Raw genomic sequence first — 23,928 nt, forward strand, 5'->3', positions numbered from 1 at the left:
GCAACAAGGGCGGCTCTAAAAACGTAGGCGAAGCAGTCAGCGCAAGGCAAAAACAGGCGAAAAAGCGGAGTTTACGAGCTGTAAATGAGCATTTTGATCGGACTCGCGCACGAGCCTGTTTTTAACGCAGCGATGACAATGTAGGTAGTTTTTAGAGATGTCCTAGTACGCTGCCGAAGTCGCGCGGCTATGCCCTACAATGGCGGTTTTCCTCAGCCAGGGAGCTGCCGTGCCTTCGGTCATTTCCATTCAGCAACTGAACAAGACCTACGCGTCGGGCCATCCAGCGCTCAAGACCATCAACCTTGAGATCAGCCAGGGCGAAATCTTCGCGCTGCTCGGCCCCAACGGCGCCGGCAAGACCACGCTTATCAGCATCATCTGCGGCATCGTCAACCCAGGCGGTGGGCGCGTGCTGGTAGGTGGCAAGGACATCATCAAGGACTACCGCGCCGCCCGCTCGCAGATCGGCCTGGTGCCTCAGGAGCTGGTCAGCGATGTCTTCGAAACCGTCTGGGCGACCGTGACCTTCAGCCGCGGCCTGTTCGGCAAAAAGCCCAACCCGGCTTACCTGGAGCAACTGCTCAAGGACTTGTCGCTGTGGGACAAGCGCGACGCGAAAATCTTCGAGCTGTCCGGCGGCATGAAGCGCCGGGTGATGATCGCCAAGGCCCTGAGCCACGAGCCGCAGATTCTGTTTCTCGACGAGCCGACCGCCGGCGTCGACGTCGAGCTGCGCCGCGATATGTGGAACATGGTCCGCGGCCTGCGTGAGCGCGGTGTGACCATCATCCTCACCACCCATTACATCGAAGAAGCCGAGGAAATGGCCGACCGCATTGGCGTGATTCGCAAGGGCGAAATTATCCTGGTCGAAGACAAGCAGACGCTGATGCACAAACTCGGCAAAAAGCAGCTGACCCTGCACCTGCAGCAACCCCTGACCAGCCTGCCGGCGACGCTCGCCGAGTACAGCCTGGAACTGGCCGAGGAGGGTCATGCCCTGGTGCTGACCTACGACGCCCAGCGCGAGCACAGCGGCATCGCCGAACTGCTCCAGGCCCTCGCCGAGCTGGGGATCGGCTTTAAAGACCTGCAGTCCAGTCAGAGTTCTTTGGAAGATATTTTCGTCAGCCTGGTTTCAAGCCGATGAGAAGCTACTGCACTCGGCTATGCCGCGTTAAAACCCGGCTCGGCCTGCTCATGTACAACGCGTACACTCCGCGGCCTCGCCTGGTTTTGCCTTGCCTAGCCTTCGCTCGCTACGCTTCTCAACGACCTGAAATGGAGCCCCGGCCATGAATTTCTACGCCATCAAGGCCATCTACCTGTTCGAGCTGGCGCGCACCTGGCGCACCCTGTTGCAGAGCATCGCCACCCCGGTAATCAGCACCTCGCTGTACTTTGTGGTGTTCGGCTCGGCCATCGGCAGCGGCATGACTCAGGTCCAGGGCGTGAGCTACGGCGCCTTTATCATCCCCGGCCTGATCATGCTGGCGCTGCTCACCGAGAGCATCTCCAACGCCTCTTTCGGCATCTATATGCCCAAGTACTCGGGGAGCATCTACGAGCTGCTGTCGGCGCCGGTGTCGTACCTGGAAATCCTTATTGGCTACGTCGGCGCGGCCGCCACCAAATCGGTGGTGCTCGGGGTAATCATCCTGCTGACGGCGCACCTGTTCGTTGATTTCGAGATTCTGCATCCGTTCTGGATGGCCGCGTTTCTGGTGCTGACCGCGCTGACCTTCAGCCTGTTCGGCTTCATTATCGGCGTGTGGGCCGATGGCTGGGAGAAGCTGCAGATCGTCCCGGCGCTGATCGTCACGCCGCTGACCTTCCTCGGCGGCAGCTTCTATTCGATCAGCATGCTGCCGCCGGTGTGGCAGACGGTCACCCTGTTCAACCCGGTGGTGTACCTGATCAGCGCCTTCCGCTGGAGCTTCTACGGGGTTTCGGACGTCAACGTGGGCGTCAGCCTGGCGATGATTCTGGGCTTTTTGCTGCTGTGCATCCTGGCCGTGGGCTGGATCTTCAAGACCGGCTACCGCCTCAAGAGCTGAATCGTGTCCACAGCAGCGTTGGTAGGGCATAGCGCCACTGTCTGTTAAGGTCTGCGCCTGCGTCAGGTGAGGGCCGCGTTCTGCGGCCTAGGCCCCGCCTCCTTGTGGGTGATAAATGAGCCGTTCTGTACCCGCGAAGTCCTGGCGCGTGATCTGGGCTGCCGCCATTGGCAATGGGCTGATCACCTATGACTTCACGGTCTACAGCTTTTCCGCCGTGATCATCGGCAAGCTGTTCTTTCCCGCGCAAGACCCACTGGCGTCGCTGTTGTTATCCCTGCTGACCTTCGGCGCCGGCTTTGCCATGCGCCCCTTGGGGGCGCTGGTGATTGGCCATCTGGCTGACCGCAAAGGGCGCAAACCGGCGTTGTTGCTATCCATCGGCCTGATGTTTCTGGGCACCGGGGTGATTGCCTTTGCCCCGACCTATGAGGCCATCGGCGCGAGCGCCATGTTGCTGATGGTCGGTGCGCGGCTGATTCAGGGCTTTGCCGCCGGTGGGGAAATCGGCGTGGCCTCGGTGGTGCTGATGGAGCTGGCGCCGCGCGCGCAGCGCTGTTTTATCGTCAGTTGGCGCTCCTCCAGCCAGGTGCTGGCGGCTCTGCTCGGCGCTGTGGTGGGGGCGGCGCTGACCTTCTCGCTGTCCCCCGAGGCAATGTTGGCCTGGGGCTGGCGCTTGCCCTTTATTCTCGGCCTGCTGCTTGGGCCGGTGGGCTGGTACTTGCGTTATCACTTGAGCGAGCAGGCCAGCCCTGCGCCCCAGCGGCCGTCCCTCAAACGGGTGTTGACCCAGCGGGCGCGGACACTGTGGCTCGGCATCGCCTTGATGGCGGCACCCACCTCGGGGATCTACCTGCTGGTGTACTACATGCCGACTTATCTGGTGCGCAATCTCGGCCTGTCACCGGGCGTAAGTCTGCTCTCGGCCTGCGCGTCCAGCGTGGCAATTGTCATGACCTTGCCGTTGCTGGCGCGCCTGGCCGACCGGCAACCGCGCAGGAAGCCCACGCAATACGTGACCCTGCTGGCGAGCATGTTGTTGGTCTTCCCGGTTTTTGCGTTGCTGGTCCACGGGGTTGGAGTGGTTGCCTCGATCCTGCTGATCGCCGGCTACAGCGCCTTGTTGATGGGCAATAACGCGGTCATGACGGTGATGATGGTCGAGGCCTTCGCGGTGCAGGAGCGGGCGACGGGCACCTCGATCATGTACAGCGTGGGTGTCACCCTGTTTGGCGGGTTTTGCCCGTTTATCGTCACCTGGCTGATTCACGCCACCGGCAGCCTGATGGTGCCGGCCTGGTACCTGCTGGGCGCGCTGTGCATCAGCCTGTATGCGCTCAAGCAATTTCCCGAAGATCTACGGCAGGCAAACGCCGCGGTATGACCTGGAATCGCCTCCCGGGTATCGCGGTGCTCAACCCAGGCTACCAAGCCAAGCTGTAGCCTGGGTCGAGCGAAGCGACACCCGGGAAGGTCGATGATGCTTACGCGATTCGTTGCAAAGGGTGCGCTTCCGAAGACCCACGGCAGGTAGACACGGCGGTATGACCTGAAATTGCGTCCCGGGTATCGCGTTGCTCAACCCAGGCTACAACCCGAGCTGTAGCCTGGGTCGAGCGAAGCGACACCCGGGAAGGTCGATGATGCTTACGCGATTCGTTGCAAAGGGTGCGCTTTCGAAGCTCCACGGCAGGCTGGCGCCGCGATATGACCTGAAATCCTCTCCCGGGTATCGCGGTGCTCAACCCAGGCTACCAACCCAAGCTGTAGCCTGGGTCGAGCGAAGCGACACCCGGGAAGAACGGTGATGTTTATGCGCTTCGTTGCAAAGGGTGCGCTTCGGAAGCCCCACGGCAGGCAAACGCGGCGGTATGACCTGAAATCCTCTCCCGGGTATCGCGGTGCTCAACCCAGGCTACCAACCCATGCCGTAGCCTGGGTCGAGCGAAGCGACACCCGGGACGATCGGTGATGCTTACGCGATTCGCTGCAAAGGGTGCGCTTCCGAAGCCCCACGGCAGGCAGATTCGGCGGTATGACCTGAAATCGCCTCCCGGGTATCGCGGTGCTCAACCCAGGCTACAACCCGAGCTGTAGCCTGGGTCGAGCGAAGCGACACCCGGGAAGGTCGGTGATGCTTACGCGATTCGTTGCAAAGGATGCGCTTTCGAAGGCCCACGGCAGACAGATTCGGCGGTATGACCTGGAATTCTCTCCCGGGTATCGCGGTGCTCAACCCAGGCTACCAACCCAAGCTGTAGCCTGGGTCGAGCGAAGCGACACCCGGGAAGTTAAGGCCGCACTTAACAGCGGGGCGCCAGGGCGCTTAGGCGAAAGTCGCGCGGCGCCATCTCATGCACCCGGCGGAAGGCGCGGGTGAAGTCCGAGGCACTGCCAAAACCCAGGCTGTAGGCAATATCCAGTACCGGCGTCTGTGGGCATTTGAACAGTTGCTCGGCAGCTTCGCGCAAGCGGCAGCGCAGGATATAGGCCGCGAGCCCACCTTCGTGCTCGAACAGGCGGTAGACCGTGGCCCGCGGCAGCCTTAGGTCCAGCAGCACACGCTCCGGTGACAGCTCGTCGCTGTACAGGTTGTGCTTTATATAGCGGCGCACACGGCTGAACATCAGGCTGCGCGCGGCGGCCCGTGCATTGCCGCTGAGCTTGGCCTGTTTGGTAAAGGCACCCAGCAGCGATTGCGCGCTGTATTCGAGGGCCATCAGCGCCTCATGAGGCGGCACCGCAGGCAACTCGTGGGCAAGTGCCTGCAGGTGTTCGATGAGGATGCCGGCCTCGGTCTGGCGCGAGTCCAGAACCCGGCCATGCAGCGATTCGGCGTCGGGGAACAGGCTGTCCACGCAGGCGCGCGGGGCGAACAACGACAGCACGCGACAGGCGCTGCGCTGCATACGCAACGGCTGGTTGAGGTCCAGCAGCAGAATGCCAGCCGAGTAGGGCGCCCGGTTGTTGTGCGCTTTGCTCGGGCCGAGGCTCATACCACCGTTGATAAACACCTGGAATACGTAATCGCGCTTGTTATCCGTGGAGATACGGGCCAGCGAGCGGCTCAGCAGCAGCGGGTCACTGTAGCAGTCGGTGAGTGTCCACTCGCCCAGCCGGTAGCGGTCAATTGCCGCGAGAAACGGCTGCTCGAGTTGCCACTTGGCCGGCAGCACATCGATCACATGACCGACCCGTTCTCGCCAGGCCAGCAGTTGCTGGTGCATGGGCACCTGGCCGACATCGAAGCGGTCATGGGCGAGGTGCGTCAGGTGCGGCTGATGAATAAGAGCGCCGGGCTGCAGCATGGGCGAAGGTCTCAGGAGGATACCCACATGGTGTGTGGGGGCAGTGGTGCCGCGCATCATTGCACGCTCACCTTGGCAACACTACGGCCATCGGCCGTCACGGGGCAGTAAAACTGCAACGCAGGGTCAAGTCCGTCGATTTGCCGGGCAGCATAATGATGGCACTTGCCATGTGCTGTTGATCCCCAGGCCGCTGGCAAGGCCCCATGCACCTGCACTTTCAGGGAAGTAACCATGAATTTCAAAATGCGCGCCCGCCAGCTTGGCCAAGGGATGACCGAGTACATCATCATCGTAGCGCTGATCGCGATTGCCGCGATTGTCGTCTACAACCTGTTTGGCGACACGGTGCGCGGCCAGGTCGGTGATATGGCAGCCGAGCTGGGTGGCGGCACCGCCAGTGGTAGCGGCGCCACCAAGGGTGCAGCCGCAGGCGCTGAAGCGGCCAACGACACCTATAACCTGGGTGACTTCAAACAAAGCGAGACCGGCGAGTAACAGGCCCCGCATAGCGCTAAGCCTCGTGGGCACTCTGCGCCAGGGCGGCCAGGCGATGATTGTCGGCCTGTTGTTTATGGGCATGATCGTGATCGCCATGCTGCTGGTCTACAACCACGGCATCCTCACCCGCGACCGGGTGCAGCTGGAGAACGCCGCCGATGCTGCGGTGTATTCGCAAGCCAAGCTGTTTGCGCGCAATCAGAACTTTATCGCCTATACCAACCGGGCGATGGTCGCCAACGAGATGTCCATCGGCCAGATGGTGGCCATGATGTCCTGGGCCAAGCGCTACCAGAACATCCCGCAGTGGGTGAACCAGTTCCCCCATTACCAGATTCCGATTGCGCCGCCAGCGCCCAAGCCGTCGTTCAGTGAAGTGCTCTATGCGGTGTACTCGCCCTATATCGCTCTGGGTATCGGGGTTAATGGTGTGGCCAATGCCATGGTCGGCTTCTACCCGACCACCGTCTCCTACTTCAACATGGCGCTGTCGATGTTCCAGAAGGCCTTCGCGGTAGCGACCGTCGAGGCGCAGATGGAGGGCATGCTGGATGTCGTGGCGGCGCATCAGAATCGCTCCCTGGCCGACCCCGGCGATGAGCTGTACATCCCCATGCTCGGCTACTTCTTCCTCGCGCAAAACACCGCGCTGACCTACTTCGGCGACAAGTTCAGCTACGAGAGCCTGCGCAATGCTGCCAATGCGGTGGCCGGTGGCGTGGGTAAAAATGCGGTCAACTCGTTCCTCGGCAGCGGCGATGGTCCGGCCACGATGCTGGTGGACACCAACCCTGGGCGCTACAGCGACCCCAACTCGGCGGCGGCCACCAACAGCAATGCCCGCACGGCCTACAAGCAGTTCGCGGCGATGATCAACGGCGGGCGCAACGACTGGCTGAGCAATCGTTCGTTTCCGCTAACGACGCCGACCATCACGTCGCCGGAATTGCCGTTCTTTCTCGGCCCGCTGGTGATCAGTCTGCAGTTTTCCCTGCAGGCTGGCTCGTACAACGACGGCGGCACGGCCTATCGCTACAACCCTGAGCGGACCAACTCCAATAACGACAAGATCGAGCGTTATGCCTGGACCTCGTTTGACTCGACCTCCCTGGGCTTCACGCTGGGCATCAAGCTGGGTGTCGATCTGTGCATCTGGCTCCCCTTTGTCGGCAAGCAGTGCTTCGGCATTTACCACCCCGACCCGTTCACCATAACCCTGGGCATGCCCATAGGCGCGGCGACCACCCAACTGGTGGCCGAGCAGGCCGATGCCATGCGCCGAGCGGCCCAGTGGGGCAAGACCGGCATGAGCCAGCCAGGGCCTGACGGCATGTACGGCCATGTCTTCGATGAAGTGCATCGGGTGACCAACCTGTGGGGCAATGCGATGCAGACCTACGGCACGCTGCCTACAGACGTGTCGACCAACTACGCCGGTCCGCCGGCGTTCTTCTCCCTGAATCCGGCGTTTGCCAGCAAGGGCACCAGCCACGAGTTCAGCATTGCCGTGGCCAAGCGCCTGAGCGATGTGCCGACCACCGACAGTGCGGACGGGCTCAACCTGAATGCCCCAGCCGGCAATAACCTGCACCGCTTCCAACTGGACACCACCAGCGCCCGCGATGACGGCGCCGAGGTGCTGTGGCGCGAAGCCGATGCCCTGATGACGGTGTCCTCGGCGGAAACCTACTTCGCCAGCCCGCGCAGTACCGGGGAAGTCGCCAGCCAGTACAGCCCGTTCTGGGACGCGCGCCTGCGCGAGCCGAGTGAGATCACCCGGCGCATCGCCAATGGTGAGCTGGACCCGTTCCAGCTGCTTGCCGATCTGAACCTGAGCGATGGCGTGATGGGCGTGGCGCGCTGGGTGATCGACATGACCCTCAACCAGTTGGTCGACCCGGCCAAGGCGCAGATCCTCGGCGAGGTGCCGTGGCCGGTCAAACCCCTGGCCGAAAAGGTCGTCAATGGCGTGGTCGATACCGTCGGCGGCGCGGCTCGGGACGCCACCCTGAGCGAAATCGGGAGCTACAGCCCATGAGCGCCGGTTACGGTTACACGCCCAGGCGCTGCCAGGGCCAGGCCATGACCGAGTTCGTGGTGATGACCAGCGGCGTGCTGCTGATCCTGTTTCTTGTCGTACCGGCGCTGGGCAAGCTGCTCGACATGAGCTTCCAGACCCAGGTACTGGCGCGCTATGTCGCCTGGGAGCGCACCGTCTGGTACGACCTCGGCAATCGCCCCGGGGAAACCAGCGAACCGGGCACGGACATCGCCCTGCGCAGCGACAACGACATCGCCGCCACCGCGCAGAAGCGCCTGCTGAGTTTTACGAAAACCCCTGAATTGCTCTCGGGCAACGACATCAGCGGGCCGGGTGACAACGCGCAGCATGCGCTGTGGCGCTGGAGCAATGGCCAGCAGATGCTTAGCGGCGGCGGCCTGGACAGCGGCAGTCTGGCGGCCCGTGACACGTCCTCGGTGGCCTACAAGGTGCTGGGTGTCTACAACGACGGCATGGACCTGCTGATGAAGCCCCTGAGCATGCTGAAAATCCAGAAGGATGAGGACTTTCTGCAGGTCGCCCACCCGGTCAACAACTACTTCAGCCCCAGTGTCGCCCTGCAGGTCAACCTGGCCGGTAGCGGCGCAGAAGGCAGCGCTCGGCTCGGCTTTCTACCCACCAGCCTGACTCTGCGCGCCAATAGCGCGGTGCTCGCCGACGGCTGGAATGCCCAGGGCGACCACCACTTCAAGGAGCGGGTGGATGACTTTGCCATCGGCACCATGATGGACAACGCCGTGGTCAACGCGGTGATCGATGTGGTCGGCATCTTCGAGCCGTCGTTCGGCGATGTCGATTTCGCCGCCATCGATATCACCCCCATCCCGCAAGCCCCGGTGAAGTGCGACTACGGCTTCTGTTACTTCAATGAATAGTCCATGGCGGCGGGTCCTCGTCCTGTGCATGGGATTGCTGCCCAGCAACCTGGCCCATGCTGCCTGCGACTTCGACGATTTTCCGGTGCTCGACGAAATGGTTGTGGCCAGCATTGCCGAGCAATTGCAGTGGAACAACCAGCCGATGAACGTCAAGGCCTTCAGCCTTGATGGGCCGCTGTCGACGGTCCTCGCTTTTTACAGCGAGCAATGGCAGGGCGCGGTGGACGTTACCCGCTTTGGCGAGTGGCAGCAGGTGCTGCACATCAGCGAGGCCTGCCTGATGCTGGTTCAGGTGCAGGCGCACCAGGGCAAGAGCACCGGCCGGCTGATGCTGGTCAACCCGCCGGCCGAAGCGCTGGCAACCCGCGCCCTCGGCAGCGGCGTACCGATGCCGCCCGATGCCGTGGTAGTCAGCGATATGCAGACCGACGACGCGGGCCGTGAAGGGCAACTGGTGATGCTCGCCAGCACCGAAAGCCTGGAAGACAACCTGCGCTGGTACCAGAGCGAAATGCTCCGTGGCGGCTGGCAAGCCAACCATGTGGCGCAGCAGCAGAATGACGCCACGCTGATCTACAGCAAGGGCCGCAAACAGTTCGCGGTGGTGCTGCTGCGCCACGAGGGCTTCACCCAGATTCTGCTCAACCGGATGGAGCAGTGATGCGCCGGCAATGGGGTCAGGCCATGGCCGAGTACCTGGTAGTCCTGGGCGTCAGCGGCAGCCTGATCGCTGCGCTGACGCTGTTGCCCTGCGACGAGGCCCAGAGCAGCAAAGGCTGTATCCCGACCATTCTCGATGCCCTGCACAACAACTACCAAAGCTACTCCGCCTCGCTGAGCGGCGTGCAGGACTATGGCCAGTTGGCCGTTGCCGCGCCGCCCAGCAGCACGCCGCCGGCCAGTGATGATGACAGTGACGATGCCGACCAAGGCGAGCAAACCGGCGAGACGCCAGACACGGCGACCGAGACCCTGCAGGTGCTAGAGGTCGCCGACAGCACCGGCAAGGTGATTGGTACCGTGCAGAACGGTCGGGTGATTGATGCCAATGGCAACGACATCGGCGCCTACCTGTACGACGTAACAAACAGCACCAGCACGGTGGTGATCGACGGCCAGACGGTTGTCGTCAGCCTGAATACGCCGGTCATCGGCAGCGACGGCAAGGCGGCGGTGCTCAAAGCCTTCGTCAACGCCCAGGGCCAGGTGGTGGGCTTTGGCTATTTTGAGGCCGACAGGTTTTACGACGCCTTCAGAGCCAACAAGGTCGGCGTGCCCAGCGGCACCCAGGCGGTGGCGATTCGCCCGGTGAAAACCCGTGACGACAAGGGCAACGACCAACCCTACGGCTACGAGGCCGGCGGCTACATCTACTCGCAGCTAACCGTGCTCACCCCCCAGAGCACCTATGCCACCAGCCTGGTCGCCGATGGCGAACTGCTTGAGATGCGCTTCTCCGAGGCGGATACCGCGGGTGTGTGGAGCGACTACTCCAGCTGCGTGGTGCGCGAGCCGGGTTGGACCCGCCGCGAGCTGAGTGGTTATGCGGGCAGCGGCAACTTCACCTTCAACAAATTCGACGCCATCAACATGAGCACGAGCAACCACACCGCCGTGGCGACCCCCGAGAAAATCAGCGGGTTTATAGAGGCCGGCGAGGTGGGCGCCGGCGGTTGTGCAGGGCGTTGGGTGCTGCAGGAAGGCGCTGCGGACTGGACCCTGAGCGGGCCTTTCGCGCGGGTGCAGTAAGGCGTCAAGGGCGCGGGGCGGCGCATCAATTTATTTAGGAGTGGGCATGCAAGCGGTATCGGCAAGCAAGTTGGTCATCATCGCGGTGGTCTGTGGGCTCCTGGCCACAGGCGCGGCCTGGATGTACCTGAAAAACAAGGAAGACCAGTACCGCCAGGCCTATAAACCGGTGGTCGAGCAAAAAATTGCGCTGATCGTGCCGCGTCTGGACATCGCCAAAGCCGAAGTCATGACCAAGGAAAAGGTCGCCGTGCTCGAAGTGCCGGCCGCCTTTATTCCCTCCGGAGCTGTGCTCGCCCAGGACTGGAAGACCCTCGAAGGACGCATGGTCACCACGCCCCTGCAAAAGGGTAAGCCGATTACCTGGAGCGCTGTGGAGGGCAGTGCGGTGTCGCGCTTTTCCGAGAACGTCGAGCTGGGCAAACGCGCCAAGACGGTGAAGATCAGCAAGATCAACTCTTTCGATGGCCTGCTGCGCCCCGGCGACCATATCGACCTGCTCGGCAACTTCAGCGCCGGCGACATCGGCCTGCAAAAGCAGCCCAACTACGCCGACGACGTGATCATCAACGTGCTGGAGAACGTCGTGCTGCTGGCGGCCGGGCGTGAGGACGCCAGCGGGCGCAAGTACGAAACCTTCTACGACCAGAACTCGGCCGACGGCTTCAACATGAACTTCTCCACCGTCACCCTGATGCTCACACCGCAACAGGTGGCGCGGGTCGAACTGGCGGAAAAGAGCGGCGAGCTGGTCGCAGTGTTGCGCCACCCGAAAGACACCAGCCTAAGCCCCATCGGCCAGGTCACCGTGGCCAACCTGCTCGACCCGCCACCCAACGAAACCATTGACGTGGTGCTCGACAGCAGCGGCAACCTGGTCGGCCGTATCGTCGGCGACAACGTGGTCGATGCCAGCGGGCAGATCGTCGGCAAAGTGGTCGATGGCAAGGCCGTGGGCTTCGATGGCACGAGCCTCGGCCAGGTGCTTGAACAGGTGGACGCCAATGACCCGCTGCTGCGCGTGCGCGAACGCGCCGATGTGGTTCGCGATGCCCAGGGCAACGTGGTCGGCCGGGTGGTCGATGGCCAAGTGATCGATGCCAGCGGCAAGCCCATCGGCACCCTGAAAAATGGTCTGGCGGTAGGCCTTAAAGGCGAAGCGCTGGGGCGGGTCGAGCGCAATGTCGCGCTGGATGCGCGCGGTCATGTGGTCGATATGAGCCTGTCCAATGCCCAGCCGGCCGCTGCCGCTACTGAACAACAGGTGGTACGCGATGCCAGCGGCAAGGTGATCGGCCGGGTGCAGGGCAACCAAGTGGTGGATGCCAACGGCCAGGTCGTCGGGCAGCTCAAGGACGGCAAGGCCATCGGCCTGGACGGCAAGGACCTGGGCCAGGTAGCGAGCATTCTGGTCGATGCCCAGGGCCAGGAAATCGGCCAGGTAGCCGATGTGGTGCGCGACGCCAGCGGCAAGGTGATTGGCCGTGTGCAGGGCGAGCAGATCGTCGATGCCAACGGCCAGGTTGTCGGGCAGCTCAAGGACGGCAAAGCGATCGGCCTGGACGGCAAAGACCTCGGTCAGGTGGCGCGGGCGGTACTCGATGCCAAGGGCCAGGAAGTGGTGCAGCGCGGCAATGTGGTGCGCGATGCCAGCGGCAAGGTGCTGGGCACCACGCGGGGTAATCAGGTGATCGACAGCCAGGGCCGGGCGATCGGCACCCTGGTCGACGGCCAGGTGGTCGCAGCCGACGGCAAGGTGCTGGCCACTGGAGTCAGCGTTACGCCGCAACCCCAACTGGCCACCACCAGCCCGCGCGGCAGCGACGACGCACAGAACAAGATCACCGCCAGCCGGATGGTGCAGTTCATCCCAGGGGGGACCGGCAAGGGCGGGGTCACACCGATGCAAAGCATTCGCCTGGAATAAAGTCCATGTCCGGTTGGCTGCCGCACATGCTCTGTAGGAGCGAATTTATTCGCGATTGCTATCGCCAATAAATTCGCTCTCGCAACACACCGATCTGCCAGCACAGCGGCCATGCAACCGCTGCACATAAGAAACGCTAGGGCTCGATATGAAGATGATAAAAGCGCAATGGCTGACGCTGTTGCTGGTAATGAGCGGCGCCGCCCAGGGGGTTGCCGCTGACGACAGCCTGCCGACCCAGCTGACCCTCTACAAAGGCGATGTGCGGGTGCTCGAGGCGCCCGGTATCGAGCGCCTGGCGGTCGGCAATACCGAGATTCTCAGCACCACACTGCTGAAGAATGAAGAGATGGTGCTGGTCGCCGAAGCGGAGGGTGAAACCACCGTGCAGGTGTGGTTCGAGGACGGCCACCGCGAGCAGATCGGCGTGGTGGTGGTCAAAGCCAACGGCTATCGCCAGGTTGGTGAACTGCGCCAGTTGCTCGCCGATATTCCCGGCCTGCGCATACGCACGGTCGGCCGCCAGGTGGTGATGGAAGGGCGCCTGTACAGCACCGACCTGGAGCGGGTCAAAGACGCGGTGAAGTTCTACGACAACGTGCTGGTGTTGGCTGAAGAGCAGACCGGCGCGGCGACCAAGGCCGACTCCGGGCTGATGCTGACCGAGGTGCAGGCCATGCTCGGGCAGATTCCGGGCATCTCGATCAAACCGGTGGGGCGGCAGATCGTGGTCGATGGCGACCTCAATGTCATCGACATCGAGCGCATCAAGCTGCTCAGCGCGCGCTACCCGGAGCTGCTGATTTTGGCGCAACCGATGTCGCAGTTCGTTGCGCCGATGATCTATTTCGATGTGCGCATCACCGAGTTCACCAAGGACGATGTCGAGGAACTGGGCGTCAGCTGGGCGGCCAGCATCACCGGACCGACCGCCGGTTTAGCGACCTCCGGTGGCAGCAGCCGGCCCGGTGTGTCCGGCGCCACCAGCGGTTTCTGGGGCATTGCCACCAACATCACCTCGACCATCAACCTGCTGGAGCGCAATGGCTCGGCGCTGACCCTCGCCTCGCCGCGCCTGAGCGCGCGCAGTGGCGGCCTGGCAGAACTGACCGTGGGCGGGCAGACCCCGGTGATCACCAGCAGCATCAATGGCTCCTCGGTGGAGTACAAAGACTTCGGCATCATGCTCAGCATCGCCCCGCAGATTTACGGCAAGGACCGCATTGCCGCCAAGGTTTCGGCGGAGGTCAGCCAACTGGACAAGGCCAACCAGGTGGGCGACTACCCGGCCTTCAAAACCCGCCGCACCGACAACGAGGTGCAGTTGCGCGTCGGCGAAACCCTGGTGCTTTCCGGCCTGGTCAGCCGTGAGGACCAGAGCACTTACGAGGGCATCCCCTGGCTGATGGACCTGCCGTTCCTCGGCCCGGTGTTTCGCAACAAAAGCCTCAAGGGAGGGCAGACCGAACTGGTGATCTTTATCACCCCACAACTGCTCACCGATGGCACCAGCAACGTCAACCAACACGAGCTGGACCGTGCCGAGCGCATGCAGGAGCGCTTTGGCGAGGCCCTGAAAACCGGGTTGCTGGAGTGAGCGGGGCACAGCCATGTTTGAACTAGCCATCACCTACCGCAACGGCGAGGCGGTCGACACCCTCACCTGCACCGCGCCGCAGTGCGAGCTGGGCAAGGCGCGCACCTGCATCCTGCGCCTGCGCGGCTGGAAGGTCGCGCCGCTGCACGCGCGCATCGAGCAGTCCCTGGCCGGGCTGTTTGTCGAGGACATCAGCCGCGGTTATGAGCTGGAGGTCAACGGCCGGCTGGTGCAGCGCCATGGCCCGCTGGCCGCGGATGACCTGATCGGCATCGGCGGCTACCTGGTGCGGGTGCGCTCGCTGAACGGCGAGCCGGATGAGCTGGCGATACCGCTGGATATCCAGGCGCCCGAGGTGGTGATCAACGTCGCGGGCGACCAGGCCGCCTACATGGAGTGGTCCAAGTACATCACCGGCGAGCTGTTTCGCGCCATGGACCTGCGCCGCCTGAACCTCGACACCATGTCCCACGACGAGGTGCGCACGCGCCTGGCCGAGCTGGTCGATGAAATCCTTGAGCAGATCCGCAGCCGCCTGCCGAAAAGCCTCGACAGCGCCATGCTGCGCAAGATCGTCCTCGACGAAGCCGTCGGCCTCGGCCCGCTGGAAGACCTGCTGGCTGATGAGAGCATCACCGAGATCATGGTCAACCGCCACGACGACATCTATGTCGAACGTGCCGGCCGGCTGGAACGCTCAGCAGTCAACTTCAGCTCCGATGCGGCGGTCATGGCCACCATCGAGCGGATCATCTCGCCCCTGGGCCGGCGTATCGACGAAAGCTCGCCGATGGTCGATGCGCGGCTCAAGGACGGCTCGCGGGTCAACGCCATCATCCCGCCCCTGGCGCTGCGCGGGCCGTGCCTGACCATTCGCAAATTCTCCCAGCACAAGCTGACCACCGACGACCTGCTGCGCTATGGCTCGATCAACGAACCCATGGTGCACTTCCTGCGCACGGCGGTGGAGCAGCGCATGAACATCGTGGTGTCCGGCGGTACCGGCTCGGGCAAGACCACCTTGCTGAACATCCTCTCCAACTTTATCCCGCCCGAAGAGCGGGTGGTGACGGTGGAAGATGCCGCCGAGCTGAAACTGGTCCAGCCCCATGTGGTGTCTTTGGAGTCGCGCCCGGCGAACATGGAAGGCAAAGGCCATGTGACCATCCGCGACCTGGTGCGCAACTGCCTGCGCATGCGCCCGGACCGCATCGTGGTCGGCGAGTGCCGGGGCGGCGAGGCGCTGGACATGCTCCAGGCGATGAACACCGGCCACGATGGCTCGCTGACCACCGGCCACGCCAACACCCCAAGGGACATGCTGCGCCGCTTGGAGGTGATGGTGCTGATGGCCGGCATGGACCTGCCGCTGCAGGCGATTCGCGAGCAGATTTCCTCGGCGGTGCAACTGATCGTCCAGCAATCGCGCTTCGGCGATGGTTCGCGGCGCATCACCAGCATCACCGAGGTCACCGGTATGGAGCAGGGCACCATCCAGCTCAACGAGATCTTCTGTTTTCGCCAGCACGGCTTCGACCAGGGCGGGCGCATCCAGGGCAGCTACCAGGCCACCGGCCAGGTGCCGGAGTTCTACGAGGCCCTGCGTAACCGCGGCGTGCCGCTGGACATGGGCATCTTCACGCCCACGCAGGAGGTCAACGGATGAACACCCTGTTGCTGCTGTTGTGCCTCACCTGCTTTGGGGTCGGCATCTTCGCCCTGGTGCTGGTGTTCGGGCGTAACGTCTCGGTCAACATGCGCTTTTATCGCCGCCAGTTCAGCGCCAACGCCGAGGTGGAGCTGGCCGATATGTTTATCTTCGCCAGCGGTCAGCAACTGTTCGTGCTCAACCTGATGCTGCTGGTGATCGTGCCCTTGCTGCTGCATGCGCTGTTTCATATCAGCGTCATCACCCTGGGCGGTGCGTTGGTCACCCTGTTTGTGCCGCGCATGCTGTTCAAGATGCTGCGGCGCAAACGCATGCAGAAGTTCGAGGAGCAACTGCCGGACGCCTTTATGCTGCTGTCGAGCAGCTTGCAGTCCGGCGCCAGCCTGAACATGGCCCTGGAAAACCTGGTGCAGCAATCCCCCGCGCCGCTGTCCCAGGAGTTCGGCCTGCTGATGAAAAAGGTGCGCCTGGGCGTCAGCCTGGAGGAGGCCCTGGTGAAGATGGAGCAGCGCATGCCGCTGCCCTCGTTCATCATGGCCAGCTCGGCGGTGCGCATCAGCCGCGAGGTGGGCGGCAACCTGGTGGAAACCATCACCGGCATGGCCAGCACCCTGCGCCGCAAAAAAGTCATGGAAGGCAAGATCGACAGCCTCACCGCCCAGGGCCGTGCCCAGGGCATATTCATGGCCATGCTGCCGATCTTCCTGGCCGGCATTCTCAGCGTGATCGAGCCCGAAGCGATGAGCCAGCTCTACACCACCCGCGTCGGCCTGATGGTCCTGGCCGGCATGGTGGTGATGGAGATTCTCGGCTTTACCTTTATCAAAAAAATCACCCAGATCGATGCTTAACGCCATGACCGAACTCCTCGCCCTGATCAGCAGCGCCGGCTTCGGCGTGGCCCTGACCTGCCTGATCCTGATGTTCGCTGCCTTGTTCCGCTTCGTGCCGAGCGAAAGCCGCACCTACATGGACCCGGTGCCGCCACTGATGAAACCGGTCTGGCCGCTGGTGCGCCTGGTCGCCTACTTCGTCGGCGCGGTCCTCCCGGCGCCGTTGCTCGACCGCCTGGACCGGCGCCTGCAACGCACCGGCGCGCTCTACGTGCTGACCCCGGAAGACTACTTCGCCCTCAGCCTGGTGCTGGCGATTGTCCTGCCGCTGGTGGCGCTGCTGCCCATGCTCAGCGGCAAGAGCGGCGTGATCTGGTCGCTGCTGCTGTTGATGAGCCTGGTCGGCGCGGTGTTGCCGGAGCTGTGGATCAGCGACACGCGCAAACGCCGCGACCGCGACATCGTGCGCAACCTGCCGATCTTCCTCGAATACCTGACCATGTGCGTGGACGCCGGGCTGAACTTCCTCGGCGCCTTGCAGCAGGCGGTGGAGAAGGGCCCGAACGGTGCGATGAAGAACGAATTTCGCATCGTCCTGCGCGACATCCGCTCGGGCCTGCCACGGGCCGAAGCCCTGGGGCGCATGGAACAACGGGTCAACCTCAAGGATATCGCCACCTTTGTGCGCGCCGTGGTGCAGGCCGAGAAAATGGGTTCCAGCCTCAAACAGACCTTGCAGATCCAGGCCCAGCAACGCCTGGAGGAGCGCTTTCAGCGGGCAGAAAAAACCGCCATGCAGGCACCGGTCAAGCTGATCATCCCGCTGATTCTGTTCATCTTCCCGCTGACCTTCGTCATCTTGCTGTTCCCGATTGCCGTCAAATTTATGGGCCTGGGATGAGCGCGCCTATCCGCCCGGTACAGGTCTGGCGCGGCGACCGCCTGCTCGTCGAGCTGCAGCTGTTCAGGGCCTTCAGCCCCTGGCAGCGCGCCCGTGGCCTGCTCGGCCGGCCCAGCCCCGGCGCGCTGCAGGGCCACTGGCTGCAGCCCTGCAATGCGGTGCACAGCTGGTTTATGGGCTATGCCATCGACCTGCTGTTTCTCGATGCCAGCGGCCGTGTCATCAAACGGGTTGTGGCCTTACAGCCCTGGCGCATGGCCGCCTGCCGCCACGCCCGCAGCGTTATCGAACTGGCCGCCGGCGAAGCCCGACGCCTCTCCATCGAAGAAGGTGACCTATGTTTATCCGCTCCCTGACGCTCGCCGGCCTGCTGCTGCCCCTGGCCGCCTGTAGCCAGTTCCCCCTGGCCCAGCCCGACCTGCTGGCGCTGCAAAAGCAGGCCAGCAGCGCTTACGCGGCCGGCGACTACGCCAGCGCCAGCGCGGGCTTTCGCACCCTGGCCGAAGCCATGCCGCAGGATGCCGACGTGCGCTACCGCCTGGGCAACAGCCTGGCCCAGCAAAAGCAGATAGACGCCGCCATCGCCGCCTACCGCGAAGCGCTGCAGCGCGACCCCAAACACGCCAAGGCCTGGCACAACCTGATCTTCCTGCAACTGGAAGGGGTCAACTACAGCGTCGCCGAAATGTACAAACACATCGACACCCAGGACCCGCAAATCGCCCCCATCGTCAAAAAAGCCGAGGCGGTCATGGACCTCTTCGACGTGCCAGCGCAGCCGTAGGGCGCCCGCCATGCTCAAGCGCACAGAGCGCGGCCAGGCCATGGTCGAGTTTTTGATCGTCGCGCCGGTGGTGATCATGCTGATCTTCGGCACCATCCAGGCGGCCTTTATCTACTCGGCCAAAAGCACCCTCAACTACGCCACCTTCCAGGCCGCGCGCCTGGGCGCGGTGAACAACGCCAGCTACGACGGCCTGCGCCGTGGGCTGATCCGTGGCCTTACGCCCATGTTCACCCACCACAACACCGATGCCGACAAAACCCGCGCCCACCTGCAAGCCGGCAGCGAGGTCGACAACTACGTACGCATCACCCGCATCAGCCCCAACCTCGGCGACTTCAGCACCTTTGGCCAGTGGGACAGCAGCAAGGCCGACTACGCCATCCCCAACGACAACCTCATGTACCGCCCCGGCACCGGCATCCAGGACGCCAACCTGCTGAAAGTGCGCGTGCAATACTGCCTGGCCCTCACCGTACCCATCGTCGACCGCCTGCTCAGCGCCGCCTCGCGCTTCAACAACGCCGGCATCGAAGGCAGCTTCAGCGGCGCCTCCGCCAACGCCGTCAGCCAATACAGCACACTCTGCCAAGCCGGCCGCCGCGGCATCGTCATCACCGCCGAAACCACCCTGCGCATGCAATCCAACCCCCTGCGCGACAGCACCGGCTGCACAAGCCGCATGAACTGTTTGTAGGGCAGCGGTCAGGCACCTCACAGGCCAGTGTCACGACGCAAATGGTCGGTCGCTTTTTTCGTAGGAGCGAATTTATTCGCGATAAATCGTTTAGGCACTAAAGCCGTCGCAGCTAAAACAACTCACCGCCCGCCCCTGTGGGAGGGGCTTTAGCCGCGACAGATACCGAGCACGCCCATCACCCCGTAGGAGCCGCGCCCCGCGGCGAATCATGCAACCACCACCGCCCCAACCGAATACCCACAAACCACCTCACCCCCACGGCCGATACGGTATCCAGGCATCCCCCTGCCAATGCAACAACGACAACCCCTGACGGTTCTCCCGACGCGGGCGACGGTTATCCTCGGGCGAATCACTGCGCAAGATCGGCACCAGATCACCACTGATCCACCGACGGATGCAGCGGTTCTCCGGGTGGTAGTAATGGATCAACACCGCATACACCCCCGACTCACTGACCAACCGCACCTGCTCCGGCTGGCCATGGGCGCTAAGCACCACAGCGTCCAGCAACTGGTCCGCATCAAGGGTGCGGGCAGCCCGCTCCTCAAGATGCGGCTGTCCGATCAAACGCCCCAAATCCCGCGTACAAAACCAGCACTGCTGCTCGACCAGCAGCGCACGCAACTGGCGTTTATGGCGGGTAAAGGTGTGCGGGATCAGGATTTCGCCGGAAAAGTCGGGTATTGCGGGTGAACGGGTGGGGTGGTTGTGGTGAGTAGGCATATCCATTACCTCCGGGGCTTTCTTTATAAAGAGAAGGAGCCATGGTTGTGGGCGGGTAAATCAAACAATCGAGCACACTGAACCCTATGTGCGGCCACTCGCACACCGCTTTGCACGCTTGCTCAGCGAGGCAGGCGTTCGGCATAGTGCAGTTTCGTGTGATTACAAATGCAGTATTTCCCACGAATGATTGATTGTCAACGGATAGGAGTAATCATTTGTGGGAATAGGCGATCGCCTGAAGGAAGAGCGGCAACGCCTCGGCCTGAACCAATCGGATTTCGCAGCATTGGCCGGGGTGGCCAAAAACAGCCAGCTCAACTACGAGAAGGGTGAGCGCAGCCCAGATGCTGCGTACTTGGCTGCAGTGGCTGCGAGTGGCGTTGACGTGCTTTACATAGTGACTGGTAAGCGCACGCCAGAACCTTCGGACTCCCTGAGCGCGGCAGAGGCGGATTTGCTTGAGCGCTACCGGGAGCTGCCGGAGGTTGATCGAGCCCATATCAACAGGGTGGCTAGGGCGTTGGCTGAGTTTGTTAGGCGAGGGCTGCAGCACTAGTGCGGTGGTGATGAGAATCGAATCTTTTCCGGCTGCCTGCTGTGATCCGCAATGCCCGGCTTTTCTGCCATTGAAGCCCAATGCTCACCGCATTTTACCGCTATCCCTTGCAGTGATTTCGACACTTTTCCGACACGGCACCTAGCTCGCCTTGCGCGATATCTGTGCCTTGTGTATATCTGTCCAGTAGTAATGAAAGCGTGAAAAGACTAAGTCAAGCGAATACGTTCCCAATCTTAGCCCGTTATCTAAGCTATTGACAAAGCTTGCTTTTCTGAACGCTATAACCGGCTAAGCTTGGAGTTATACCGAACTCCTCACTTTTGTATTAGTGAGGAACGCTATCTAATCACTGTTAGCGGCCGCAAGTTGATAAATATACAGGGTAGTTAAATGTTAGCTCGCAAAATCACCACATTAACGATCATTGCAATCATTCTTGGGCATGCCATAGGAAATCTTCCGCTCATTAGCGAGATATCTTATTTAGTAAATCTAACACCATCTTCCGAAGGGCTTGCTTCAAAAATTAACGCAACAACAGCCGCTGGCCTGAGCCTTTCAATAATATTTTGTTTAGCAAGCACTGTTATTTATTCGCTTTTAAACAAGGAGGATCTTACGGCAGTCCAAGTATTTGAATGGTATGGGTGCCTCATACTCGGTGGCGCGCTTTTTTTATTTTTTTACTGGCTTACATCAAATGTCTGGTCAAGCAGCTTCCCTGAAATACAGTATGGCCGCGCTGCTCGGGCACTGCATCACGCCAGCTCAAGAAACGAATTATGGCTTGGCATTTCCAGCTTTCTTCTTCTTTCGATAGGCAACTTGGGCTTGTACTTATTGGCTAAAATTCCGTTTTTACTGAGCAATCTTTCATCGCAAGGTGGCAACCAAAGCCAATGAAGCCGCTAACAAATGGTTCAAATCGTTCGCTTCGCTCACTGGGACCGGCTAAAGCCGGCCCCTTAACCAAACGTTATGTGCAATCGAGGCCTTGTTCATGAGCGCGTGGAAAACACAAAAAGGCGATGAATGGATCTACGAGGCTGGCAGTATTAAATCGGTCGCCGACTACAACTCAGAAAATAGTATCTTTGTGATCAAATCAATTTCATTTTCAAAACATGAAGCCTCTGAAAAGCTGCTCTTGAATTTCCTGAGACAGACAACGAAATTTTTCCCAGAGGCACATGTTTCTATTAATTTACGGCAGCTTGACCCCAAAACAGAGGTCGCACTAAACTCCCTCCAGAGCAAAAGTCTAATTAGCTGCAATACATAAGATTCCCCCCAGCCTAGAAAAGAACTTATTCGCTTAAAAAACAAACAATGGTGGTCCTGGTGGTAGATACACATAACAATTGGTTCAAAGCCGTTCGCTTCGCTCACTCGGGACGGGCTAAAGCCCGCCCCTTAACCAAACGTTAGGGCCATCATGCAAAGCGCCATAGTATTCATCATCGTCTCAGTCGCTGTATTATTAGTGTCTCCGCTGCTAATCTTTATCATTGTAAAGCTTACTACAATTAAAATCCCAAGCCGACCAAAAGGCTATTATAGAAGCTACGCACTTCTAATTATTGCAGCAATTTTTGCCACATCAGCAATAGAATACGCATTAAGCCAAATAGTGTCTGGAACTATTTCTTTTAAACCAAGAAGCGCTACTACTGCTCAAGTTTTCTCAATCGAAAATCAGCCGGTACAATTTGCGGCTTACTCCTTTCTTTATATTGCTTTTTGCGCTTTCTGCATTATTACCTTAATAAAATTACATCATGCAATAAAGCATCACTTTAGCAACAAATCCTAACTAGTGGTTCAAACCGTTCGCTTCGCTCACTGGAACGGGCTAAAGTCCGCCCCTTAACCAAACGTTAGGTATCACATGCTGAGCCGCCACCCACACCAGACCCGTTCTCGTAGAGGTTTCGCATTAGTCGGAGCTGCCTTCTTAGTGTTCGGCATATTCATGGCACTGGTAGGTTCTACAATCGGTGTATCTATTGGCGTATTACTTGGTTTAACTCTGGTACTGCCGCCTTTATTACTCGGCGATTCCGGATTTGAAAGGTTTGAGAAAGCCCTCTCCCGAATTTCCTCTTTTGGAAATTTATCGTGAAACCTAACAATGCACTGAAATCGCTCGTTTCACTCGCTGGGACGGCGTTCCGCCGCCCCTTAACCAAACGTTATTTGCAATTACGCTAATTTCTATATTCCAGCCCCACGCTAGACTTGCAGTTCCTTCGCTCTATGCTTCCTTGCGCACCGCCGCAAAAGTCTTTTAGCCTTTGCTCTTCTTTGATAACCGTAACCCGCACTTTCCCTGCAGGCTTCTCCGGTTCTACTGGCTGATAGGTTTCTTTAAAGCTCAGCACGTTATCTGCGCCTCTCGGCGTGTAATTCAGATCATTGAACACGGTTTGCTTTGTAGCAGTGTTTTCTGTGCCTGCAGGCGGTGCCGCCTGCGGTTGAGACGTTGCGTCTCGCCTGGCCTGTGCGTCTACCACTTTGCTCCAGTCCGTCTCGGGGTCTGCTCGGCGTATTTCAGCCACGGGTACTGGCCTTGTTTCTTTCTTACGATCTACCAGGTTCTGCACGTTGCTCTGCAGGAACGCTTGGCCAGCTACGTGAAGCGCGCCTATGGTGAGCACGGTGCCTGTCACGCACGAACAGCAGAAACGACAGGGCCCCGTCTTTCGACGAGGCCTTGTGGGGAACTTGAGCGGGTGATGAGAATCGCCCCCTTTCTGGCTGCCTGCTGTGATCCGCAATGCCCGGCTTTTCTGCCCTTTAAGCCCAGTGCTCACCGCATTTTCCCGCTATCCCTTGCAGTGATTTCGAGACTTTTTCGACACAGCGCCTAGCTCGCCTTGCGCGATATCTGTGCCTTGTGTATATCTGTCCAGTAGTAATGAAAGCGTGAAAAGAGGAAGTCAAGCGAGTACGTTCCCCATCTTAGCCCGTTACCTAAGCCATTGATAAAGCGTGCTTTTTTGAAAGCTCTAACTGGCTAAGCTTGGAGTTATACCGAACGCCTCACTTTTGTATTAGTGAGGAACGCTATCTAATCACTGTTAGGTCGTTATGGATTACGCCTTCTCAGCTAATGTATGGAACTGGTATGCAGAGAATGAGTATGAAAAATTACTCTCGTTCTTACAGCTTTGTGTTGGGTTAGAATTTCTTGCGCTTGAAGCACCAGACCAGATTGCATCCATTCCATACTGTCCCGCATGCGAGGTATGGAGCGAAAAAATACTAAGAATAAAGTTCTTTATAGACGGCTATGAGAATGCAATTACTCCTAAGCTAAAAAATGAACTAACCTCAGTATTCGAGCTATGCAATAACTTGAGCGACGATGTTTTTCATTGTGATGATCAACACATATTCAACCACGATGAATGGAAGTGCATTAGGCTAGCCGCAACCAACGCTTTAGACAGTCTCGAATGGAATTCCTTAAAATCATATGCAGCAGAATTTGAAGGGCGAGCCAAGAATGTACTTTATGGCTCACCATTCCAAGAGACCTAACAACTGGTTCAAACCGTACGCTGCGCTCACTGGGACTGGCTAAAGCCAGCCCCTTAACCAAACGTTAAACAGATAGAGGAATAGATCTAGTGTTATCACCTCGCGCGATCCGACTGCTCCTAAGGCAT

General features: G+C 60.4%; 23 protein-coding genes. 20 read left to right on the plus strand and 3 right to left on the minus strand.

The features are described from left to right. The first annotated feature begins 229 nt into the window (after positions 1-229). From BMW49_RS07975 to BMW49_RS07985, 3 genes are all read left to right on the plus strand, one after another. Complete coding sequence (locus BMW49_RS07975) at positions 230-1,153, plus strand: ABC transporter ATP-binding protein (protein WP_069517543.1); 924 nt, start codon at positions 230-232, stop codon at positions 1,151-1,153. Positions 1,154-1,298: 145 nt separating this feature from the next. Beyond that, the gene (locus BMW49_RS07980) at positions 1,299-2,060 is read left to right on the plus strand and encodes an ABC transporter permease (RefSeq protein WP_069517541.1); all 762 of its coding nucleotides are present in this window, start codon (positions 1,299-1,301) and stop codon (positions 2,058-2,060) included. Between the two features lie 115 nt (positions 2,061-2,175). Further along, a complete protein-coding gene (locus tag BMW49_RS07985; RefSeq protein ID WP_069517539.1) occupies positions 2,176-3,444 on the plus strand; it encodes an MFS transporter in 1,269 nt (422 codons plus the stop codon). 919 nt (positions 3,445-4,363) lie between these two features. Here BMW49_RS07985 and BMW49_RS07990 read toward each other — a convergent pair. Next, entirely contained in the window at positions 4,364-5,368 is a 1,005-nt protein-coding gene (locus BMW49_RS07990) for a helix-turn-helix domain-containing protein (protein WP_069517537.1), read from the minus strand. Positions 5,369-5,602: 234 nt separating this feature from the next. Between BMW49_RS07990 and BMW49_RS07995 the strand changes: the two genes are divergently transcribed. From BMW49_RS07995 to BMW49_RS08055, 13 genes are all read left to right on the plus strand, one after another. Next, positions 5,603-5,866: a hypothetical protein gene (locus BMW49_RS07995; protein ID WP_208600961.1), complete on the plus strand. Its 264-nt coding sequence runs from the start codon at positions 5,603-5,605 to the stop codon at positions 5,864-5,866. Positions 5,867-5,891: 25 nt separating this feature from the next. Continuing rightward, complete coding sequence (locus BMW49_RS08000) at positions 5,892-7,907, plus strand: pilus assembly protein TadG-related protein (RefSeq protein ID WP_069517535.1); 2,016 nt, start codon at positions 5,892-5,894, stop codon at positions 7,905-7,907. Beyond that, on the plus strand, positions 7,904-8,806 hold the full coding sequence (locus BMW49_RS08005; RefSeq protein ID WP_069517533.1) for a hypothetical protein: 903 nt from the start codon (positions 7,904-7,906) through the stop codon (positions 8,804-8,806). Before BMW49_RS08000 ends, BMW49_RS08005 begins: the two co-directional genes overlap by 4 nt. 28 nt (positions 8,807-8,834) lie before the next feature. Next, complete coding sequence (locus BMW49_RS08010; RefSeq protein ID WP_069517531.1) at positions 8,835-9,470, plus strand: hypothetical protein; 636 nt, start codon at positions 8,835-8,837, stop codon at positions 9,468-9,470. Next, positions 9,470-10,558 (plus strand): hypothetical protein, encoded by a 1,089-nt coding sequence (locus tag BMW49_RS08015; RefSeq protein ID WP_069517529.1) that lies wholly within the window; start codon positions 9,470-9,472, stop codon positions 10,556-10,558. Before BMW49_RS08010 ends, BMW49_RS08015 begins: the two co-directional genes overlap by 1 nt. Positions 10,559-10,604: 46 nt before the next feature. Then, positions 10,605-12,485: a Flp pilus assembly protein CpaB gene (cpaB, locus tag BMW49_RS08020; protein ID WP_069517527.1), complete on the plus strand. Its 1,881-nt coding sequence runs from the start codon at positions 10,605-10,607 to the stop codon at positions 12,483-12,485. Positions 12,486-12,633: 148 nt separating this feature from the next. Next, positions 12,634-14,082, plus strand: a complete 1,449-nt coding sequence (locus BMW49_RS08025) for a type II and III secretion system protein family protein (protein WP_069517525.1) — start codon at positions 12,634-12,636, stop codon at positions 14,080-14,082. Between the two features lie 13 nt (positions 14,083-14,095). Then, positions 14,096-15,748, plus strand: a complete 1,653-nt coding sequence (locus BMW49_RS08030) for a TadA family conjugal transfer-associated ATPase (protein WP_069517523.1) — start codon at positions 14,096-14,098, stop codon at positions 15,746-15,748. Next, positions 15,745-16,602 (plus strand): type II secretion system F family protein, encoded by an 858-nt coding sequence (locus BMW49_RS08035; RefSeq protein ID WP_069517521.1) that lies wholly within the window; start codon positions 15,745-15,747, stop codon positions 16,600-16,602. Before BMW49_RS08030 ends, BMW49_RS08035 begins: the two co-directional genes overlap by 4 nt. A gap of 4 nt (positions 16,603-16,606) precedes the next feature. Then, positions 16,607-17,485, plus strand: a complete 879-nt coding sequence (locus BMW49_RS08040) for a type II secretion system F family protein (protein ID WP_069517519.1) — start codon at positions 16,607-16,609, stop codon at positions 17,483-17,485. Next, a complete protein-coding gene (locus tag BMW49_RS08045) occupies positions 17,482-17,841 on the plus strand; it encodes a DUF192 domain-containing protein (protein ID WP_069517517.1) in 360 nt (119 codons plus the stop codon). The genes BMW49_RS08040 and BMW49_RS08045 overlap by 4 nt, the downstream gene beginning before the upstream one ends. Continuing rightward, positions 17,823-18,269: a tetratricopeptide repeat protein gene (locus tag BMW49_RS08050; RefSeq protein WP_069517515.1), complete on the plus strand. Its 447-nt coding sequence runs from the start codon at positions 17,823-17,825 to the stop codon at positions 18,267-18,269. Before BMW49_RS08045 ends, BMW49_RS08050 begins: the two co-directional genes overlap by 19 nt. A 10-nt stretch (positions 18,270-18,279) precedes the next feature. Next, entirely contained in the window at positions 18,280-18,966 is a 687-nt protein-coding gene (locus BMW49_RS08055) for a TadE family protein (protein WP_069517513.1), read from the plus strand. Between the two features lie 252 nt (positions 18,967-19,218). On the opposite strand, the gene BMW49_RS08060 is transcribed toward BMW49_RS08055, so the two are convergent. Beyond that, a complete protein-coding gene (locus BMW49_RS08060; RefSeq protein ID WP_083251692.1) occupies positions 19,219-19,695 on the minus strand; it encodes a BRO-N domain-containing protein in 477 nt (158 codons plus the stop codon). 220 nt (positions 19,696-19,915) lie between these two features. Here BMW49_RS08060 and BMW49_RS08065 point away from each other — a divergent pair, with 220 nt between their 5' ends. The 3 genes from BMW49_RS08065 to BMW49_RS24490 all read left to right on the plus strand — a co-directional run bounded on the left by BMW49_RS08065 (position 19,916) and on the right by BMW49_RS24490 (position 21,539). Beyond that, positions 19,916-20,254, plus strand: a complete 339-nt coding sequence (locus BMW49_RS08065; protein WP_069517509.1) for a helix-turn-helix domain-containing protein — start codon at positions 19,916-19,918, stop codon at positions 20,252-20,254. Positions 20,255-20,647: 393 nt separating this feature from the next. After that, positions 20,648-21,160 (plus strand): hypothetical protein, encoded by a 513-nt coding sequence (locus BMW49_RS24485; RefSeq protein WP_139133803.1) that lies wholly within the window; start codon positions 20,648-20,650, stop codon positions 21,158-21,160. A 97-nt stretch (positions 21,161-21,257) separates the two neighbouring features. Next, entirely contained in the window at positions 21,258-21,539 is a 282-nt protein-coding gene (locus tag BMW49_RS24490) for a hypothetical protein (protein WP_139133802.1), read from the plus strand. Between the two features lie 925 nt (positions 21,540-22,464). Here the strand turns inward: BMW49_RS24490 and BMW49_RS24495 are convergent. Next, positions 22,465-22,860: a hypothetical protein gene (locus BMW49_RS24495; RefSeq protein WP_139133801.1), complete on the minus strand. Its 396-nt coding sequence runs from the start codon at positions 22,858-22,860 to the stop codon at positions 22,465-22,467. A 487-nt stretch (positions 22,861-23,347) separates the two neighbouring features. On the opposite strand from BMW49_RS24495, the gene BMW49_RS24500 reads away from it, so the two are divergent. Beyond that, positions 23,348-23,800 (plus strand): hypothetical protein, encoded by a 453-nt coding sequence (locus BMW49_RS24500; RefSeq protein WP_139133800.1) that lies wholly within the window; start codon positions 23,348-23,350, stop codon positions 23,798-23,800. Positions 23,801-23,928 lie beyond the last annotated feature (128 nt).

Source organism: Pseudomonas cuatrocienegasensis, assembly GCF_900110925.1.
Lineage (GTDB): Bacteria > Pseudomonadota > Gammaproteobacteria > Pseudomonadales > Pseudomonadaceae > Aquipseudomonas > Aquipseudomonas cuatrocienegasensis.

Bases quoted from the DNA above. Each gene is read 5' to 3' on its own strand.
- BMW49_RS07980 (WP_069517541.1), top strand. From the start codon at position 1,299: ATGAATTTCTACGCCATCAAGGCCATCTACCTGTTCGAGCTGGCGCGC.
- BMW49_RS07985 (WP_069517539.1), top strand. From the start codon at position 2,176: ATGAGCCGTTCTGTACCCGCGAAGTCCTGGCGCGTGATCTGGGCTGCC.
- BMW49_RS07990 (WP_069517537.1), bottom strand. From the start codon at position 5,368: ATGCTGCAGCCCGGCGCTCTTATTCATCAGCCGCACCTGACGCACCTC.
- BMW49_RS07995 (WP_208600961.1), top strand. From the start codon at position 5,603: ATGAATTTCAAAATGCGCGCCCGCCAGCTTGGCCAAGGGATGACCGAG.
- BMW49_RS08005 (WP_069517533.1), top strand. From the start codon at position 7,904: ATGAGCGCCGGTTACGGTTACACGCCCAGGCGCTGCCAGGGCCAGGCC.
- BMW49_RS08010 (WP_069517531.1), top strand. From the start codon at position 8,835: ATGGGATTGCTGCCCAGCAACCTGGCCCATGCTGCCTGCGACTTCGAC.
- BMW49_RS08015 (WP_069517529.1), top strand. From the start codon at position 9,470: ATGCGCCGGCAATGGGGTCAGGCCATGGCCGAGTACCTGGTAGTCCTG.
- cpaB (WP_069517527.1), top strand. From the start codon at position 10,605: ATGCAAGCGGTATCGGCAAGCAAGTTGGTCATCATCGCGGTGGTCTGT.
- BMW49_RS08025 (WP_069517525.1), top strand. From the start codon at position 12,634: ATGAAGATGATAAAAGCGCAATGGCTGACGCTGTTGCTGGTAATGAGC.
- BMW49_RS08030 (WP_069517523.1), top strand. From the start codon at position 14,096: ATGTTTGAACTAGCCATCACCTACCGCAACGGCGAGGCGGTCGACACC.
- BMW49_RS08035 (WP_069517521.1), top strand. From the start codon at position 15,745: ATGAACACCCTGTTGCTGCTGTTGTGCCTCACCTGCTTTGGGGTCGGC.
- BMW49_RS08040 (WP_069517519.1), top strand. From the start codon at position 16,607: ATGACCGAACTCCTCGCCCTGATCAGCAGCGCCGGCTTCGGCGTGGCC.
- BMW49_RS08045 (WP_069517517.1), top strand. From the start codon at position 17,482: ATGAGCGCGCCTATCCGCCCGGTACAGGTCTGGCGCGGCGACCGCCTG.
- BMW49_RS08050 (WP_069517515.1), top strand. From the start codon at position 17,823: ATGTTTATCCGCTCCCTGACGCTCGCCGGCCTGCTGCTGCCCCTGGCC.
- BMW49_RS08055 (WP_069517513.1), top strand. From the start codon at position 18,280: ATGCTCAAGCGCACAGAGCGCGGCCAGGCCATGGTCGAGTTTTTGATC.
- BMW49_RS08060 (WP_083251692.1), bottom strand. From the start codon at position 19,695: ATGCCTACTCACCACAACCACCCCACCCGTTCACCCGCAATACCCGAC.
- BMW49_RS24485 (WP_139133803.1), top strand. From the start codon at position 20,648: ATGTTAGCTCGCAAAATCACCACATTAACGATCATTGCAATCATTCTT.
- BMW49_RS24490 (WP_139133802.1), top strand. From the start codon at position 21,258: ATGAGCGCGTGGAAAACACAAAAAGGCGATGAATGGATCTACGAGGCT.
- BMW49_RS24500 (WP_139133800.1), top strand. From the start codon at position 23,348: ATGGATTACGCCTTCTCAGCTAATGTATGGAACTGGTATGCAGAGAAT.